Annotated in this window: 15 protein-coding genes; 8 read left to right on the forward strand and 7 right to left on the reverse strand. The window is 71.8% G+C overall.

Annotated elements, in window-relative coordinates; genetic code table 11:
- Nucleotides 1-16: 16 nt before the first annotated feature.
- The gene (locus JOD64_RS22815) at nucleotides 17-793 is read left to right on the forward strand and encodes a DeoR/GlpR family DNA-binding transcription regulator (RefSeq protein ID WP_204944073.1); all 777 of its coding nucleotides are present in this window, start codon (nucleotides 17-19) and stop codon (nucleotides 791-793) included.
- Here JOD64_RS22815 and JOD64_RS22820 read toward each other — a convergent pair.
- Nucleotides 790-1,419: a TetR/AcrR family transcriptional regulator gene (locus tag JOD64_RS22820; RefSeq protein ID WP_204944074.1), complete on the reverse strand. Its 630-nt coding sequence runs from the start codon at nucleotides 1,417-1,419 to the stop codon at nucleotides 790-792. The two genes, JOD64_RS22815 and JOD64_RS22820, sit on opposite strands and share 4 nt — an antisense overlap.
- 48 nt (nucleotides 1,420-1,467) lie before the next feature.
- Between JOD64_RS22820 and JOD64_RS22825 the strand changes: the two genes are divergently transcribed.
- The 3 genes from JOD64_RS22825 to JOD64_RS22835 all read left to right on the forward strand — a co-directional run bounded on the left by JOD64_RS22825 (nucleotide 1,468) and on the right by JOD64_RS22835 (nucleotide 4,883).
- Nucleotides 1,468-2,619, forward strand: a complete 1,152-nt coding sequence (locus JOD64_RS22825) for a glycosyltransferase (RefSeq protein ID WP_372434251.1) — start codon at nucleotides 1,468-1,470, stop codon at nucleotides 2,617-2,619.
- Nucleotides 2,620-2,761: 142 nt separating this feature from the next.
- Nucleotides 2,762-3,802, forward strand: coding sequence for a HEAT repeat domain-containing protein (locus tag JOD64_RS22830; RefSeq protein WP_204944076.1), 1,041 nt, complete (start codon nucleotides 2,762-2,764; stop codon nucleotides 3,800-3,802).
- 133 nt (nucleotides 3,803-3,935) lie between these two features.
- Complete coding sequence (locus JOD64_RS22835; protein ID WP_204944077.1) at nucleotides 3,936-4,883, forward strand: sporulation protein; 948 nt, start codon at nucleotides 3,936-3,938, stop codon at nucleotides 4,881-4,883.
- Nucleotides 4,884-4,958: 75 nt separating this feature from the next.
- On the opposite strand, the gene JOD64_RS22840 is transcribed toward JOD64_RS22835, so the two are convergent.
- Both JOD64_RS22840 and JOD64_RS33980 read right to left on the reverse strand, forming a co-directional pair.
- Nucleotides 4,959-5,336, reverse strand: coding sequence for a hypothetical protein (locus JOD64_RS22840; protein ID WP_204944078.1), 378 nt, complete (start codon nucleotides 5,334-5,336; stop codon nucleotides 4,959-4,961).
- Nucleotides 5,337-5,513: 177 nt separating this feature from the next.
- The gene (locus tag JOD64_RS33980) at nucleotides 5,514-5,846 is read right to left on the reverse strand and encodes a glycerophosphodiester phosphodiesterase family protein (RefSeq protein ID WP_372434180.1); all 333 of its coding nucleotides are present in this window, start codon (nucleotides 5,844-5,846) and stop codon (nucleotides 5,514-5,516) included.
- A 21-nt stretch (nucleotides 5,847-5,867) separates the two neighbouring features.
- Here JOD64_RS33980 and JOD64_RS22850 point away from each other — a divergent pair, with 21 nt between their 5' ends.
- Nucleotides 5,868-6,287 (forward strand): hypothetical protein, encoded by a 420-nt coding sequence (locus JOD64_RS22850; RefSeq protein WP_204944079.1) that lies wholly within the window; start codon nucleotides 5,868-5,870, stop codon nucleotides 6,285-6,287.
- Nucleotides 6,288-6,356: 69 nt separating this feature from the next.
- On the opposite strand, the gene JOD64_RS22855 is transcribed toward JOD64_RS22850, so the two are convergent.
- On the reverse strand, nucleotides 6,357-8,651 hold the full coding sequence (locus tag JOD64_RS22855; RefSeq protein ID WP_204944080.1) for a HelD family protein: 2,295 nt from the start codon (nucleotides 8,649-8,651) through the stop codon (nucleotides 6,357-6,359).
- 146 nt (nucleotides 8,652-8,797) lie between these two features.
- On the opposite strand from JOD64_RS22855, the gene JOD64_RS22860 reads away from it, so the two are divergent.
- Complete coding sequence (locus JOD64_RS22860) at nucleotides 8,798-9,424, forward strand: SGNH/GDSL hydrolase family protein (RefSeq protein WP_204944081.1); 627 nt, start codon at nucleotides 8,798-8,800, stop codon at nucleotides 9,422-9,424.
- Between the two features lie 105 nt (nucleotides 9,425-9,529).
- On the opposite strand, the gene JOD64_RS22865 is transcribed toward JOD64_RS22860, so the two are convergent.
- Complete coding sequence (locus JOD64_RS22865) at nucleotides 9,530-10,657, reverse strand: LolA family protein (protein WP_204944082.1); 1,128 nt, start codon at nucleotides 10,655-10,657, stop codon at nucleotides 9,530-9,532.
- Nucleotides 10,658-10,752: 95 nt separating this feature from the next.
- Between JOD64_RS22865 and JOD64_RS22870 the strand changes: the two genes are divergently transcribed.
- Both JOD64_RS22870 and JOD64_RS22875 read left to right on the forward strand, forming a co-directional pair.
- Nucleotides 10,753-11,409, forward strand: coding sequence for a response regulator transcription factor (locus JOD64_RS22870; protein ID WP_204944083.1), 657 nt, complete (start codon nucleotides 10,753-10,755; stop codon nucleotides 11,407-11,409).
- Nucleotides 11,410-11,483: 74 nt separating this feature from the next.
- Nucleotides 11,484-12,872 (forward strand): sensor histidine kinase, encoded by a 1,389-nt coding sequence (locus tag JOD64_RS22875; protein WP_204946193.1) that lies wholly within the window; start codon nucleotides 11,484-11,486, stop codon nucleotides 12,870-12,872.
- 28 nt (nucleotides 12,873-12,900) lie between these two features.
- On the opposite strand, the gene JOD64_RS22880 is transcribed toward JOD64_RS22875, so the two are convergent.
- Both JOD64_RS22880 and JOD64_RS22885 read right to left on the reverse strand, forming a co-directional pair.
- On the reverse strand, nucleotides 12,901-14,616 hold the full coding sequence (locus JOD64_RS22880) for a tetratricopeptide repeat protein (RefSeq protein WP_204944084.1): 1,716 nt from the start codon (nucleotides 14,614-14,616) through the stop codon (nucleotides 12,901-12,903).
- Nucleotides 14,617-14,673: 57 nt separating this feature from the next.
- Entirely contained in the window at nucleotides 14,674-15,135 is a 462-nt protein-coding gene (locus JOD64_RS22885; protein WP_204946194.1) for a MarR family winged helix-turn-helix transcriptional regulator, read from the reverse strand.
- Nucleotides 15,136-15,164 lie beyond the last annotated feature (29 nt).

Here is a 15,164-nt window from a genome sequence, read left to right on the forward strand (position 1 = left end):
GAAGGAGGTTCCCCCCATGCTTGCCCAGCAGCGGCAGACCGCCATCCTCGATCTGATCCGCCAACGTGGCGGCGTACGGGTGAGTCACCTGGTCAGCCGGTTCGGCGTGTCCGACATGACGATCCGGCGGGACCTGGAGGTGCTGGCCGAGCGCGGCCTGGTCGACAAGGTGCACGGTGGTGCGACGCTCGCCGGGCCGGGTTCCGCCGAGGAACCTGGCTTCGCGGCGAAGTCGATCCGTCAGCAGGCAGAGAAGCGGGCCATCGCCGAGCGGGCGGCGAAGATGGTGGAGCCGGGGATGGCCATCGCGCTCTCCGCCGGCACCACCACAGCGGCGCTGGCCACCCTGCTCTCCGACGTCCACGGGCTGACCGTGGTGACCAACTCGATCCCGGTGGCCGACGCGCTCTACCAGAACCCGCGCGCCGACCAGACGGTCGTGCTGACCGGTGGCATCCGTACCCCATCGGACGCGTTGACCGGGCCGGTGGCCGAGGCGGCGATCAGCGCGCTCAACGTCGACCTGCTCTTCCTCGGCGTGCACGGGCTCAGCCCACGAACCGGCTTCACCACGCCGAACCTGCTGGAGGCCGGGGTCAACCGCTGCCTGATCGGCGCGGCCCGCCGGCTCGTGGTGCTCGCCGACCACACCAAGTGGGAAACCATCGGCATCGCCACCATCGCCCCGCTGGAGGCAGCCGACGTGCTGATCACCGACCGTGGGCTGCCACCCGAGGCACGCACCACGATCGGCGAGCAGGTCGGCGAGCTGGTCGTCGTGGAACCTGACTAGGCGCCTGGCCGCTGAGGCCGGAGGAGTGCCTCGGTGGCCCGGTCGACCAGCCACCGCTCCGCCTCGTCGTACGACCAGCCGCCCTCGTCGACGAGCTGTGGCCAGGAGTGCAGCCCGAAGTAGAACCAGAGCACCTGGGTGGCCTGTTCGACGGTGAGGCCCGGACGCAGGGCGGACAGCTCGTCCAGGCGTACCGCCCCGACCCGCAGTGCCTGCCGGTACGCCACCGCGCCGTCTCGCGCTGCTTCTGCCGCGCTCGCCGTCATGCCCGGCGCCGCCCTCATCAGCTGGATCGTGTGGGGGCGGCTCTGGTGGCCGTACCGTGTCCCGGCCCCGATGAGACGCACGACCTCGCCAGGGTCGGTGGCGACCGCGAGGGCCGCCACGTTCTGCGCGGTCTCCGGGTCGTTCACACCCGCCTCGATCAGCGCCCTCAGCAGCGTCGGCTTGCCGCCAACGCTGGTGTAGACGGTCGCCACGGCCACCCGGGCACGGGCGGCGATGTCGTTGACCGTAGTGGTGGCGTATCCCTGGGCGACGAAGAGTTCCAGGGCCGCATCCAAGATCAACTGCCGCGTTTGTTCAGCGCTCTCCTGGCGTCGCCTGGCACGGGGTTGATCAATCATCAGGGCACTCTATCGGCCTCTTCTCGTCAGAAGAGTATTCTGATGAATATGCGAGTCCTCTTCTCGAATGTGCCCTCTTTCGGGCACTTCCTTCCGCTTCTGCCCCTGATCCGCGCGATCCGACGGCAAGGCCACGATGTTGCCGTCGTGACCGCCGTGGGCATGACCCCACTCATCGCGCCCGAGGGGATCGAGCTGCTGCCGGCCGGGCCCATGCCGGATGTCCTCTTCGCCGAGGTGGGGCGCAAGCTGGGCATCAACCCTGCGACCGAGCCGATCCCGGAGGCGGTCGCCGAGTTCTTCGCCGGGGTCCGGGTCGACCTCACTGCGGACGAGGCGTTGGCGCAGGCGAAGAGCTGGCGGCCGGATCTGATCGTCAACGAGCTGCTCGACTTCGTGGGGCCGCTGGTCGCCGCCGGCCTCGACGTGCCGCTGGCCACCCTCGCCTTCGGTCCGGCGGTGCCGGTCGAGTTCACCGACCCGCTGATCGCCGTGGTCCGCTCCCGCTACGAAGAGCGCGGGCTGCCCGCGCCGCAGCGCGTCCAGGCCGGGCGGTGGCTGCTGGACACCTGCCCGCCGGGGCTGCAGTTCGAGGACTTCGCCGTACCGCAGGGGGTGGAGCGAATCGCGCTGCGGCCGGAACCGCACCAGGCGCCCGACGCCACGACGGGCGGCCAGACGCCGTCCGCCGGCGGACGTCGGAGGGTGCTGGTGAGCTTCGGTACGGTCTTCGCTGATCCCGCTGTAGTCGGCCCACTGCTGGGCGCGCTCACCGACATCGACGTCGACGTGCTGGCCACGCTCGGTCTGGACGGTAAGCCGGAGGACTACCAGCTCGACTCGGAGCGGGTGGAGTTCAGCCCCTTCGTGCCGCTGGCCCAGTTGCTGGAGAACGTCAGCGCGGTCATCACCCACGGCGGCGCCGGCACCACCCTCGGCACGCTGGCCCGTGGCATCCCGATGGTGGTCGTGCCCCAGGGCGCCGACCAGTTCATCCAGGCGGACCGGGTCGCGGCCTCCGGGGCGGGCCTCGCGCTGATGCCCGGTCAGGCCGACCCGGCCGCGATCGCGGCGGCCCTGCGCCGGTTGCTCGACGAGCCGAGTTTCACCGAGGCGGCACAACGGATCAGCGCCCAGGTCGCCGCCATGCCGTCGCCCGACGAGATGGCCGAGCGACTGAGCGCCGAGGTGCTCGGGTAACGCACCGAGTCCTGGTGGGCGGCGCTCCACCGTCCCACCAGGACCTGGCGCGCTGGCTCGTCCGTCGGCTCGGGAGGTGCGACAACCGGAGCCAATCACCTCTGACGTCGCTGCCTACCGGCCGGCATGACACCATCCAGCGGTGGAGTCGCATGAGGTGGCGGACTTGTTCGACCAGGCGGTGGTTCAGCTGCGTCGCGTCGTCGAGTCGGGCGCCCCTGACGCCGTCGACGACCTCGACGACGGAGCTGGCCTGCTTCGCCACGCCGCCAGCGCCGGTGCGGTGGCGCTCGGGCTGGCTGTCGGGAAACTGGCCGATCCGGACCGTGTGGTGCGCGCGGCGGCGTGCGACCTGCTCGGCGTGACGAGCAGTCTGCACGAGGAGGTGTGCGCGGAGGCGGCGACGGCTCTGATCCTGCTGGCGGCGAACGAGGCCGACCCCGAGGTGCACTGGTCGATCGCACGTGCCCTCGGTGCCACCTGCGATGCCCGGGCTCTGCCAACCTTGATCACCCTGGCGGGCAGCCCGGACTCCGACGTGCGGTTCCACGTCGCGGTCTCGGTACCTGCCGTCCTCGACGATCCGCCGGCCGAGGAAGGCGAAGCGGTGTTGATCGACCTGTGCACCGACTCCGATCCGAACGTCCGGGAGTGGGCGACCTTCGGCCTCGGCTGGGTGAGCAGCGCGGATGGGGGAGCTGTGCGGCAGGCGTTGTGGGACCGCGCCCACGACGCCGACCCAGCGGTACGCGAGGAAGGTGTCCGGGGGTTGGCGCGGCGCCGGGACCGCAAGGCTCTGCCCCTGGTACGCGGGCTGCTCGCGCAGGACGAGGTTCACCGGTTCACCTTCCAGGCAGCCGCATACCTCGCGGACCCGTCTGTGCTGCCGTTGCTGGAGGGGTTCGATCCCACCGCGGACGGTGTCGCGGAGGCCCTGCGGGAGTGTGACCCGACGCGCCGTGCCCAGCGCGACGAGGCGGCGTGGCGGCTTCTGAACGCCATCCATCTGCGGCGGCCCGATCTGCAGGTCGCCATCTTCGCCGAACGCTTCGACCTTGGCCTGTTCATGGACGTCACCAACGGTTCGACCTTCTCCGGCCACTGGTTCGTCGATGGACTGCTCAAGCGGGCCGAAGGCGACCCAGATCGTGCGGCCGAGCTGGCGATCGCGGCGGTGACCTAGGCCTGATCCGCGGTTTGTGGCGTCCCCGCGTTACGCCACTTCACAGCCACCTCACAGGGCTGCTGGATAGGGTGCCCGTCGAGTCAACGTCCGACTCCATCGGAGGAGCGGTCGGCGTCGCACAGGAGTTCCGATGGTCTTCAAGAAGATGTTGAGCGCGTTCGGTGTGGGCGGCCCCAGTGTGGACACTGTGCTGACCAACCCCAACACCCGGCCCGGCCTGACCCTCGACGGGCAGGTCAACCTCGTCGGTGGCGACGCTGAGGCAGCCATCGAGCAGGTGGTGATCGGCCTGGTCACCCGGGTCGAGGTCGAAGGACACGACACCGAGTACGCGGGCACGATGGAGTTCCACCGGATGGTGGTCAGCGGGCCGCTCCAGCTCGCCCCGAAGCAGCAGCTCTCGATCCCGTTCCAGCTGCCGGTGCCGTGGGAAACCCCGATCACCGACGTGTACGGCCAGCGCCTGCACGGCATGACGATGGGTCTGCGTACCGAGTTGGCGATCGCCCGCGCGGTCGACAAGAGCGACCTGGACCAGGTGGCGGTGCACCCGCTGCCGGTGCACGAGCGGATCCTGGAGGCGTTCCAGCGGCTCGGCTTCCGGTTCAAGCACGCCGACCTGGAGCGCGGGCACATCCGGGGTGTCCAGCAGACGCTGCCGTTCTACCAGGAGATCGAGTTCTTCGCCTCGCCGCAGTACGCGAGCACGATCAGGGAGGTCGAGCTGACCTTCGTGACGAGCCAGCGGGGCGTGGAGGTCATCCTGGAGTGCGACAAGCGCGGCGGGTTCCTCAGCGCCGGGCACGATGCCTTCGGCCGCTACCAGGTGTCCCACGCCGATGCTGACCGGGTGGACTGGGCGCAGGTCGTCGACGGCTGGCTGCGCGAGACCACCTCCCGTTACGGCAGCCTGCGCTCGCAGTACGGCCCGAGCCGCGGCCACGGCCACAGCCGCGGTCACGGAATGGGCGGCATGGTGGCGGGTGCCGCACTCGGCGTCGCCGGCGGCATGATCGCCGGCGAAATGATCGAGGACGCGTTCGAGGGTGACTTCGGCGATTTCGGTGGCGACGAGTAACAGTGCACAGACGACGGTGGCCTCCGGGAGATCCTCCCGGAGGCCACCGTGCGCTGTGAAGCGGCCTGACTATCGTCAGTGTCGGGCCTTGCGCTCCTCGCCGCTGCGCCAGTTGCTGCCGGCCTTCGAGAGGCCACGGCTACCGAGGTAGCCAAGTGTCAGCAAGGTGATCAGGAACCAGGCGTTGTCGGCCCGGAAGATGTCCACCCCAGCGGAGTTCTTACCGACGACCTGCGACGCGCCCAGTACGGCGGCCACCGCGATCAGGTAGATCCAGAACTCGGTGGTCTTGAACGCCTGCTTGGTCTCCGTACCGGGTGCCTGCATGTCGTTGCGACGCCCATCGTGCATGACCGGCATCTGCTGGGTCGGCATGTCCCGCATCTGAGCGGGATTCTGCGGGTCGTTCATGGGCCGGTTCATCGGCCGGGTGGAAGCAGCCTGCGTGCTCATCTGGTCCTCCTCAGGATGCGATGAGTCGTACCTGCATTCCCTCGCCCCGCTACCGCGTTTCGGCCACGGCACGGTTCGCTTTCGTGGCGGGGACACCCCCCGACTACCCGAGGCCCCGGAGCAGGTAACACCGATCGCCGGCCGGAAAAATCCGGCCGGCGATCAGTGCTCAGCGTGTCAGCGCAGGCCGTTGCGGATCGCGACGCTCACCAACAGGTCCGGGTCGTCGGTGATCCTGCCGTCGACGCCGAGGTCGATGACGCGCTGCATCACCGTCGCGTCATCGACGGTGTACGGAATCACCTTCAGGTCGTAACGCGTCTGCAGGGGTCCGGACGTCCGGTTCGTGGAAGTACGCCGGGTTCTCCCGCAGGTACCAGTCGGCTGAGGCGACGGTGCCCTGCAACGGGTCGTGCACCTGCCAGTTGGCCGACACCCGGCCGGCCCGTACCGCCGTGGACGACCTCCGGGGTTTGGTCGGCCGGTGGCCGGGCACGCAGTCAGTTCCACAGCTTCTGCGAGGTGATGGACGTGCGTGAGGACGACATGCGGCAGGACGCCGCCCGCCAGGCCGAGGACCGGATCGCCGGCGGCGTGTACGGCAAGGGCGCTGTCGAGGCGGTGACGGTGCCGCGCACCGATGTGCAGAGTCAGATTCAGCGCGACGACCCGCTCGACCCGGCGCACGAGCGGGTCGATCCGCAGGTGCTGCGCGACGGCGGCCCTGTCGGCGGGCAGGGCGCGGTGACCACGACCGGTGGCACCGCTGGGCCGGCGAGCGTACGCCGGGTGGCCCGGCAGCCGGAGCGGCACCGAGGCAAGGTGGCGCCGACGACGACCGGTGACGCCACCACCGGTGGTCTGAGCACCCCGATGGGCGGTGGCACCAGCGACCAGTCCACGTCCGCGACCGGACCAGCCAAGACCATCAGGGACAGGTCCAGGGACTGACCCGCCGAGCGACTTCCGCCCCGCCGCCTCCGCCGAGCGACAACTCGGCGGGGGCGGCGGATCTCTCGGTCAGTTGCCGGGGCGCAGGATGCCCAGGCGTTGGGTGGCGCGGGTGAGCGCCACGTAGAGGTCGCTGCGTCCGCGCGGCGACTCGGCCACCATCCGGTCCGGGTCGACGACCAGCACCGAGTCGAACTCCAGCCCCTTGGCCTGCGCGACGGTCAGCACCACCACCCGGCTCTCCAACTCCGGATGCTCGCCCACGGCGGCCTCCGGCAACGCGGCGGTCACCGCCGACCCCAATTCGGCCACCCGGCCGGCCGGCACGAGCACACCGAGTCGACCCTCGGTCAGACCGGCCGCCTCCCGGGTGGCCGCCGCGACCAGTTCCGCCGCCAACTGCTCGTCGGGCACCGTCTGGTCCCACGGAGGTACGCCGCTCTCCCGCACCGAGCGCGGCGGCCGCAGCGCGGGGTCGATCTCGGCCAGCACGTCGGCGGCGACCGCCATGATCTCGGCAGGTGTGCGGTAGCTGACCGTCAGCTCGGTCAGCCGCCACCGCTGCGCCACGTACGGGGCGAGGGCGTCCGCCCAGGACGGTGTGCCACTCAGCGCGCCGGTCTGCGCGACGTCGCCGACGATGGTCATCGACCGACTCGGGCAGCGGCGCATCAGCAACCGCCACGCCATCGGCGAGAGTTCCTGCGCCTCATCCACGATCACGTGGCCGAACGCCCAGGTGCGGTCGGCGGCGGCCCGCTGCGCGGTGGTCAGCCGGTCGGCCTCCTCCTGCCGTTCCAGCAGCCGGTCCGCGTCGATCAGGTCGGTCACGCCGAGGATCTCACCACCGTCGGCCTCGTCCTCGACGTCGATCGAGCGGGAGCCCCGGGCGATCTCGAGAACACCCTCGGCGTACTCCCGCTCCATCCGGCGGATCCGGTCCCGGCGGGCGGCGGCGGCCCGCTCGTCCTCACCGAGCAACTCGGCGGCCTCGTCCAGCAACGGCACGTCGGCCGGCGTCCAACCACCCGGCTCGCGGTGCAGCATCGCCCGCTCGCCGTCGGTGAGCATCGGCGCGGCGGCGGCGATCCGGTCCGGGTCGGCGTACAGGTCGGCGAGCAGGCGCTGCGGGGTGAGCACCGGCCACAACCGGTCCAGGGCGGCCCGGATCTCCGGCTCCTCGCGCAACTCACGGCGGATCTCGGCCCGGTCGGCCTCGTCGAGCAGGTTGTCCCCGCCCAGCGGGTCGGCGCCGATCCGTTCGGCCACCTGGTCGGCGAGCGCGTGGACGACCTCCGTGTCGAACAGCGCGCGGGCCAGGTTGTGCGGCCGGTCGACGCGGCGTACCCGATCGCGGGCGGTTCGCACGGTCTCCGGGTCCAGGCTCAGCGCCTCCCGCTCGACCTCGATCTCCAGCGGCTCGTCCGGCACCCACTGCCGGTCCCGTACCGCACGTGCCAGGACCTCGGCCAGCACGGCCCGGCCCTTGAGCGCAGCGGTCTCGGCCGGTTCGACCCGCTGGGCGCTCACCCCGGGGAAAAGATCACCCTGGGTACGCAGCAGCACGCCCGTCTCGGCCAGCGTCGGCAGCACCTGGGAGATGTAGCGCAGGAAGGTCGCGTTCGGGCCGACCAGCAGCACGCCCCGGCTGGAGAGTTCGCGGCGGTGGGTATAGAGCAGGTACGCCGCCCGGTGCAGCGCGACCGCGGTCTTGCCCGTTCCCGGGCCGCCCTGGACCACCATGACGCCGGGCAGTTCGGCGCGGATGATCTCGTCCTGTTCGGCCTGGATGGTCTCGACGATGTCGCGCATCCGCCCGGTCCGGCCGGCGTTGAGCGCGGCGAGCAGCGACGCCTCACCGGTCAACTCCTCATGGGCGCCGGGGGAGGCGGTGCCGATGTCGAGCACCTCGTCGTTGAGCCCGGTCACCTTGCGCTGCCGGGTGCGCAGGTGCCGACGACGGCGTACGCCCTGCGGGTTGGCGGCGGTGGCGAGATAGAACGGGCGGGCGGCGGGGGCCCGCCAGTCCATCAGCAGCGGGTCGTAATCACCACTGGTGTCGAAGATGCCGAGCCGGCCGATGTAGTGGCGGGAGTCATCATCGCCGTCGAGGCGGCCGAAGCAGAGCCCGTTCTCCACGGCGGAGAACTGCTCGACCTGATCGGCGTACATCGCTACCGAGCTGTCCCGCTGCGAGCGGTCCTGGAGGGTTCCGCCGGTGTTGCGCAACTCGGCGGTGAGCCGTTGGGCGGCCTGCTCACGCAGCCCGTCCAAGCGGTCGTAGAGCATCGAGACGTACTCCTGCTCGCGACCAATCTCGTCGTCGAGCGGCAATTCGCCGGAACCGCCGGAGTGCCTTGACAAGCCGTCTCCCTAAAGATTAGAATCCTATGCAGGAACGGCTTTTAGCCGTTCTTTTTTATGCCCACGAACTGTTGAAGATAGCGCGTTCCCCGGGTTCTCACCAAGCCGAGCGGTCCGGGGTGCCGGTGATCGCGAGGTGGCGTCGGATGATCCTGCGGACCGGGCAACGGGTGGTCTTCATCGGCGACAGCATCACCGATTGTGGTCGGCGCGCCGCCGCCGCGCCCTACGGCAGCGGTTATGTCAGCCTCGTCCGCGCCCTGGTGGGCGCGCGGCACCCCGAGTTGGAGCTGGAGTGGGTCAACCGGGGTGTGAGCGGCGACACCGTGCGGGACCTGGCCGCCCGCTGGGACGACGACGTCATCGCCGAGCGCCCCGACTGGCTCGCGGTGCTGATCGGCATCAACGACATCTGGCGACACTACGGCGACCGGCCCGAGGAGGCCGTCGGCATCGAGGAGTACGAGCGCACCCTGCGCGACCTGCTTCGTCGGGCGGTTGCCGCCACCGGCTGCCGACTGATCCTCGGTGATCCGTTCCTCATCGAGGCCGACCGCACCGACCGGCAACGCGCCGATACCGACCGGTACGCGGCGGTGGTGGCAGGGTTGGCCGCCGAGTTCGACGCGGTGCACGTGCCCAATCAGGCGGCGTTCGACCGGGTGCTGGCGGTCAGTGCGGCCAAGCGTTGGGCCGACGACCGGGTGCATCCGCACCTGCCCGGTCACGCGGTGATCGCCGACGCCTACCTCAGCGCCCTCGGCGCGCGCTGACTCAGGACCGCCGACGCCGGCGCCTGCCCGGACGCACGCGGCAGGGTCGGACACGATGACGCGCCGGGCCAACCGTGCGGTCGACCCGGCGCGGACATCTGTGGATCAGCCGCGAGCGACCTGGTAGAGCCGCTCGGGAGTGACCGCGCCAGCGAGCACCCGGCCGTCGTCGGTGAGCAGCACACTGAACAGCTTGCCGGTGAGCAGCCGACCGCTGCCCCAGTCGCCCTTGACCGCAGCGAGCCCGCCGAGCAGCTTCGACAGGTCCATCTCGGGTGCGGCGCCAGCCGGTGGCACGGCCGGCTTCGCGTCGGCCGACTTACCGCCGATCGCCCCGTCGAGGCGGGCCACCAGCACGGTCGCCCAGCCGGAGCCGACGGCGCGTACCTGCGGGTCACCCGCAGGCGCGGTGTGGCCGGGCTTGCCCGCGGCCGGCCGCTCGGCCTTCTCCTCGTTGACCTTCACGCCGGGCGGTGGGTTGAACGTGAACTGGTCGGCGTCGGGGCGGCGGTAGTCGACCTGGGTGAAGGCCATCTCGAACGCCGGCTGGTCGCTGCCCTTGGCGAGCACCTCGAAGCGCAGCGGCACGTGCTGCTTGGCGTCGATGGCGATCCGCAGTTGGTGCACCAGTGAGTCACTGTCGCGCGGCTGGAGCACCAGCTCGTACGCGTCCTGGCCGGCGACGGTGGCCGAGCGGCCGACGCTCACTTCGGTGCTCGGGTCGATTGCGCCCAACGCCAGGTCGGCGGCCTCCTGCGGGGTGGCCGGCAGGTTCGGCACCGCCTCGGGGGCCGGCTTCGCGGCCCCGGCGTCGCCCAGGGTGCGGTGGCTGGCGGTGTTGGTGCGGCTCTGCCAGGTCCACAGGTCGCGGCCGTTGCGGATCACGTCCTGCTCGCCGAGGGTGTCCAGCAACGCGACCCGCTGCCGCTCCGGGCCGGAGTACCAGACCCGCAGGGTGTGCGTGCCGGTCAGCAGCGTGGTCAGCTCGTTGCCGGGAACCAACCCGGCGAGCGGCGGCAGGCCGAGGTCGGCGCGTTGCACGACGGTCCCGGACAGCCCTTCCAGCCGGGAGGTCTGCAGATCGACCAGGAGTTGGGCGGCGGTACGCGGCGGCAGGCTCGGCTCGGCCTCCGCGGCGAACGTGCCGATCGCCGCGCCACCGCCGATGACGGCGACGGCGGCGGTGGCCGGGACCAGCCAACGAAGGACGGGACGGCTTTTCAGAACGGACATAGTGACACCTCCAGGGGTCATCCTGCCCTCTCGGTGCTGTGAACGTGCTGAGGAAGCCGAACCGGCCCATTGAACGGGGGTGGCACCCTTGAGCTGTGCGGTTGCTGGTGGTGGAGGACGAGGCTCGGTTGGCGGCTGCCCTGCAACGCGGCCTACAGGCCGAGAGGTTCGCGGTGGATGTGGCGGGGACCGGCCCGGCCGGCCTCGACGCGGCCCGGCACGGCGAATACGACGCGATGATCCTCGACGTGATGTTGCCCGGCCTCTCCGGCTACGAGCTGGTCCGGCGGCTACGAGCGGAGCAGCACTGGTTGCCGGTGCTGATGCTCTCCGCCAAGGACGGCGAGTACGACCAGGCCGACGGCCTCGACTGTGGCGCGGACGACTACCTGACCAAACCCTTCTCGTACGTGGTGTTGCTGGCCCGGCTGCGGGCGCTGCTGCGTCGCGGCGCGCCGGCGCGCCCGGCGGTGCTGGCAGTCGGTGACCTGCGGCTGGACCCGGCCCTCCGACGGGTGACCCGGGCCGACGCCGAGGTGGCGCTGACCGCGCGGGAGTTCGCGTTGCTGAACTACCTGATGCGCCGGCCCGGCCAGGTGATCTCCAAGACCGAGCTGTTGGACCACGTCTGGGACGCGAGTGTGGAGACCGCGCCGAACGCGGTCGAGGTGTACGTCGGCTACCTGCGGCGCAAGCTCGGCCGGGACCGGCTCGAGACGGTCCGGGGTGCCGGTTACCGGCTGGCCACGTGACCGTCGACGACCCGGTGCCCGCCCGCCGTTCGTGGCAACGCTGGATGCCGGTGCTGGGGCTGCGGGGGCGGCTCATGGCGATCGGAGTCCTCGGCCTCACCGTCGGGCTGGCCCTGGGTGGGGTGGTGCTGCTCGCTGCGCTCGGCTTCGTGCTCCAACGAACGGTCGACACCGAGGCGTTCCGGACCGCCGACGCGGTAGCCCTGCTCGCCGCCGAGGACGCGTTGCCCGACCCGCTGCCGGTGGCCGGCGGGCAGGTCCGCGTCCAGGTCGTCGACGCGCAGGGACGGATCAGGGCCGCCTCGATCGACGCCGACCGGCTGGTGCCGATGGTCCGCCCGGAGCGGCTGAACCGCGACCGTCGGCAGCGACTGGAGGTGCCGGCGGAGCGGGTCGGGCTCGCCGGTCCGGTCCGGGTGGTCACCGTGCCCGCCGGCACCGCGGCGGACCCGCTCACCGTGCTGGTCGCCCGGTCGATGGCCGACGTGCGGCACAGCACCCACGTGGTCCGGACCATCCTGCTGGTGGCGTTCCCACTGCTGGTGGCCGTGCTGGCCGCGGTGGCGTGGCGGGTGGTGGGCGCCACTCTGCGCCCGGTCGAGGCGTTACGGCGAGGCGCCGAGGAGATCACCGGGCGGGCTGGCCCCGGCCGGCTGCCGGTGCCCGCATCGGGCGACGAGATCCACCGGTTGGCGGTCACCCTCAACGGCATGCTGGACCGGCTGGAATCCGGCCGGGTCCGCCAGCGGGCGTTCGTCTCCGACGCCGCACACGAGCTGCGCAGCCCGTTGACCAACATCCGCACCGAGCTGGAGGTGGCCCAGCATCTCGCCGACCGGACGGACTGGACGGCGGTGACCGCCAACCTGCTCGCCGACACCAACCGGCTGAGCCGGTTGGTCGACGATCTCCTGCTGCTGGCCCGCCTGGACGAGGCACCACCGGCCCGGGGGACCGGCCCGGTGGAGCTGGGTGCGCTGCTGGCCGAGGTCGCCGCCCGCTACCCCTCCCCGCCGGTGCGCGTGGCGTCGCCGCCAGGCCCGCTCTGGACGACCGGCAATGCCGACGAGCTGCGTCGGGTGCTGGCCAACCTGGTCGACAACGCGGTCCGGCACGCGTACGGCAGCGTCGTGCTCGCTGCCGAGGCGGCGTCGGCGGCGCGGCGGACGGTCGGACCCGGCGTCGGGTCCTACCACCTGGTGACGGTGACCGACGACGGCCCGGGGATCCCGGTGGCGGACCGGGAGCGGGTGTTCGACCGGTTCACCCGGCTGGATGACGGCCGGGCCCGTGACGACGGCGGCGCCGGCCTGGGGCTGGCCATCGCCCGGGAGCTGGTGCGACGGGCCGGCGGCACCATCACCCTGACCGACGCGGAGGAGCAGCACGGGCTACGGGTGTGCCTGCTGCTGCCGGCGTCGGCGGTCGAGGTGGGCCTGGAGACCGTCCTCGACACGCCGTGACGGCAGGTGGCCCACCGCCCGCCCGTGGTCAGCGGCGGCGGGTGCAGACCTGCTCCGAGCTGGCGACGGTGTCGGTGGACCAGACGACGGCGACGGTGAAGCAGTAGTCGTTGGTGCGGTTGAGCGCGTAGATGACGTAGCTGTTCGTGCCGGCGGGCAGGGTCGCGAAGACGTTGCGGTCCTGGCCGGTGCGGCCACCGGCGATGACCACCGGGCCCTCGCTGCCGGCTGGGTAGGTCCAGTTCAGCGCGATGCTGTCCCGGTTGTCGCGCAGGGTCACCGCACTGGGCGGGCTGCCGGGCGGCGCCGCTGCGCCGGCCGATGTGGGCGCCGCGCCGCCCGGGGTCTGCACGGTGGGCGCGGCGCCGCCCGGGGCGGGCGCCGTGGTGGCCGGGGGAACGGCGGTGGGGGAGCCGCTGGCCGGAGGCGAGGTCGGCTCGTCGTCGCCGTCGACCCGGGTCACCCCGGCGATCACCGCGGCCGCGCCGAGCAGCACCACCACCACGCCGGCCACCAGGATGGGCACCAGCCGGTTGCGCTGCGTCGGCGACGTCCGGCGCACGGGCACCGGCAGCAGCCGGGACGGTGTGTACGGCTCCAGCGGCGCGTACGGGTCGGGCGGTGAGTAGGGATCGGACGTCGCGTACGGGTCGGGCGGTGTGTACGGGTCGGACGTCGCGTACGGGTCCGGCGGAGTGTAGGGATCGGACGTCGCGTGGGGGTCGGGCGGCACGGTGGGTCCGTGTAGCCGGTACACCCCGGACTGCTCCTCGGTGCCGCCGGCCAGCCCGATCACGGACGGGGGCACCGGAGTGTCGGTGGCGTGGGGCGCGTGCTCCTCGGCCGGCTCGGGCGGCCATCGGGTGCCTGTCGACCCGACCGGTTCGTCGGCTGGCGTTCGGGGATTCGGAACCGCCCCTCCGGCCGCTGCCGGTCCGGCCTGCTGCGGCGGAGGTGGGTGGTATCCGGACTCGCCCGGAGCGTCGGTGTGCGGTGGGATGCGGGCGGCCGGCACCACAGGGGTGTCGCGGGCCGTCGGCGGGTTGTCGGCGCAGACGTGGTCGGGGTTGGCGGCCGCGCGGGCCAGGGCCGCCACCTGCGCGGCCAGCGGATCGTCGGCGGGCAGGTGCTGCCGACACAACTCGCGGGCCAGCGCCAGGTTGTCGTGTGCCTCGGTGAACTGCCCGCAGTCACGCTGCATCGCCCCGAGCCGCGCCAGCATCTTGATGCCGCTGGGGTGCCCGTCGCCATACACCTCGCGGTGCAGCTCCCAGGCATCCTGGAGCCGGTCCCGGGCCACCGTGCACTGGCCGCGGGCGTACTCGACGGTGGCCAGGTCGGCATGCGCGGCGAGCACTCGCGGGGACTCGGGGCCGTCCTGTGCGGTCAGCTCGATGATGACTTCCTGGTAGAGGCGGGCCGCCCGGGAGTGGCTGCCGACCCGGTGCAGCACCGCGGCCAGGGTCGCCGCGGCGGCTACTGTGCGCGGGTCGGAGCGGCCGTGCAGGCGGGTGCTGGCCGCGTACGCGTAGGCGGCCCATCCTCGGGCCGAGTGCGGCTCACCGAGGGCGACCAGCACCCGCGCCTGGAGGCTGGCCGCCTCGGCCACCTCTGCGGTGGCGTTGGCCGGGCGGGGGTCGGCGTCGGTGAGCGCGTCGGAGAGCAACTGCTGCGCGCCGGCCAGATCGCCGGTCGACACGAGGTGGTGCGCCTGATCAGTCAGTTCACCGAAGCCGGAAGACACGCCCCATCGTGCTCATCCGACGACGGTAAGTACAAGACCCGCGCCGGTGACGATTGGTCAGTATCCGGTCAGGTGCTCGGCCAGCGTCTCGCTGATTCGGCGCAGCTGGTCGACCTGGGCCGGGCTCAATGCGTCGAACAGGTGCCGGCGTACCCCCTCGACGTGGCCTGGTGCGGCGGCCGCGAGGGTGGCGAATCCCTCGTCGGTGAGCAACGCGATCTGCCCGCGTCGGTCGGTCGGGCACTCCTCGCGACGCACCCAGCCGGCCGCTTCCAGCCTGGCCACCGCGTGTGAGAGTCGGCTGCGCGACGACCCGGCGGCCTCGGCGAGGTCGCTCATCCGCAGGCGGCGACCGGGGGATTCGGAGAGCACGACCAGGAGCTCGTAGTAGGCGTGCGGCATGCCCGCGTCGCGTTGCAGCTCGCGGTCGAGCGTGTCCATCAGCGCCCGGGAGGCGGCGAGGTACGCGCGCCAGGTGCGCTGCTCGTCGGGGTCGAGCCAGCGGGTCATGACCGTCATCATACCCGCAATAGTTGAATGCTCAACTA

This window comes from Micromonospora luteifusca, from assembly GCF_016907275.1.
Lineage (GTDB): Bacteria > Actinomycetota > Actinomycetes > Mycobacteriales > Micromonosporaceae > Micromonospora > Micromonospora luteifusca.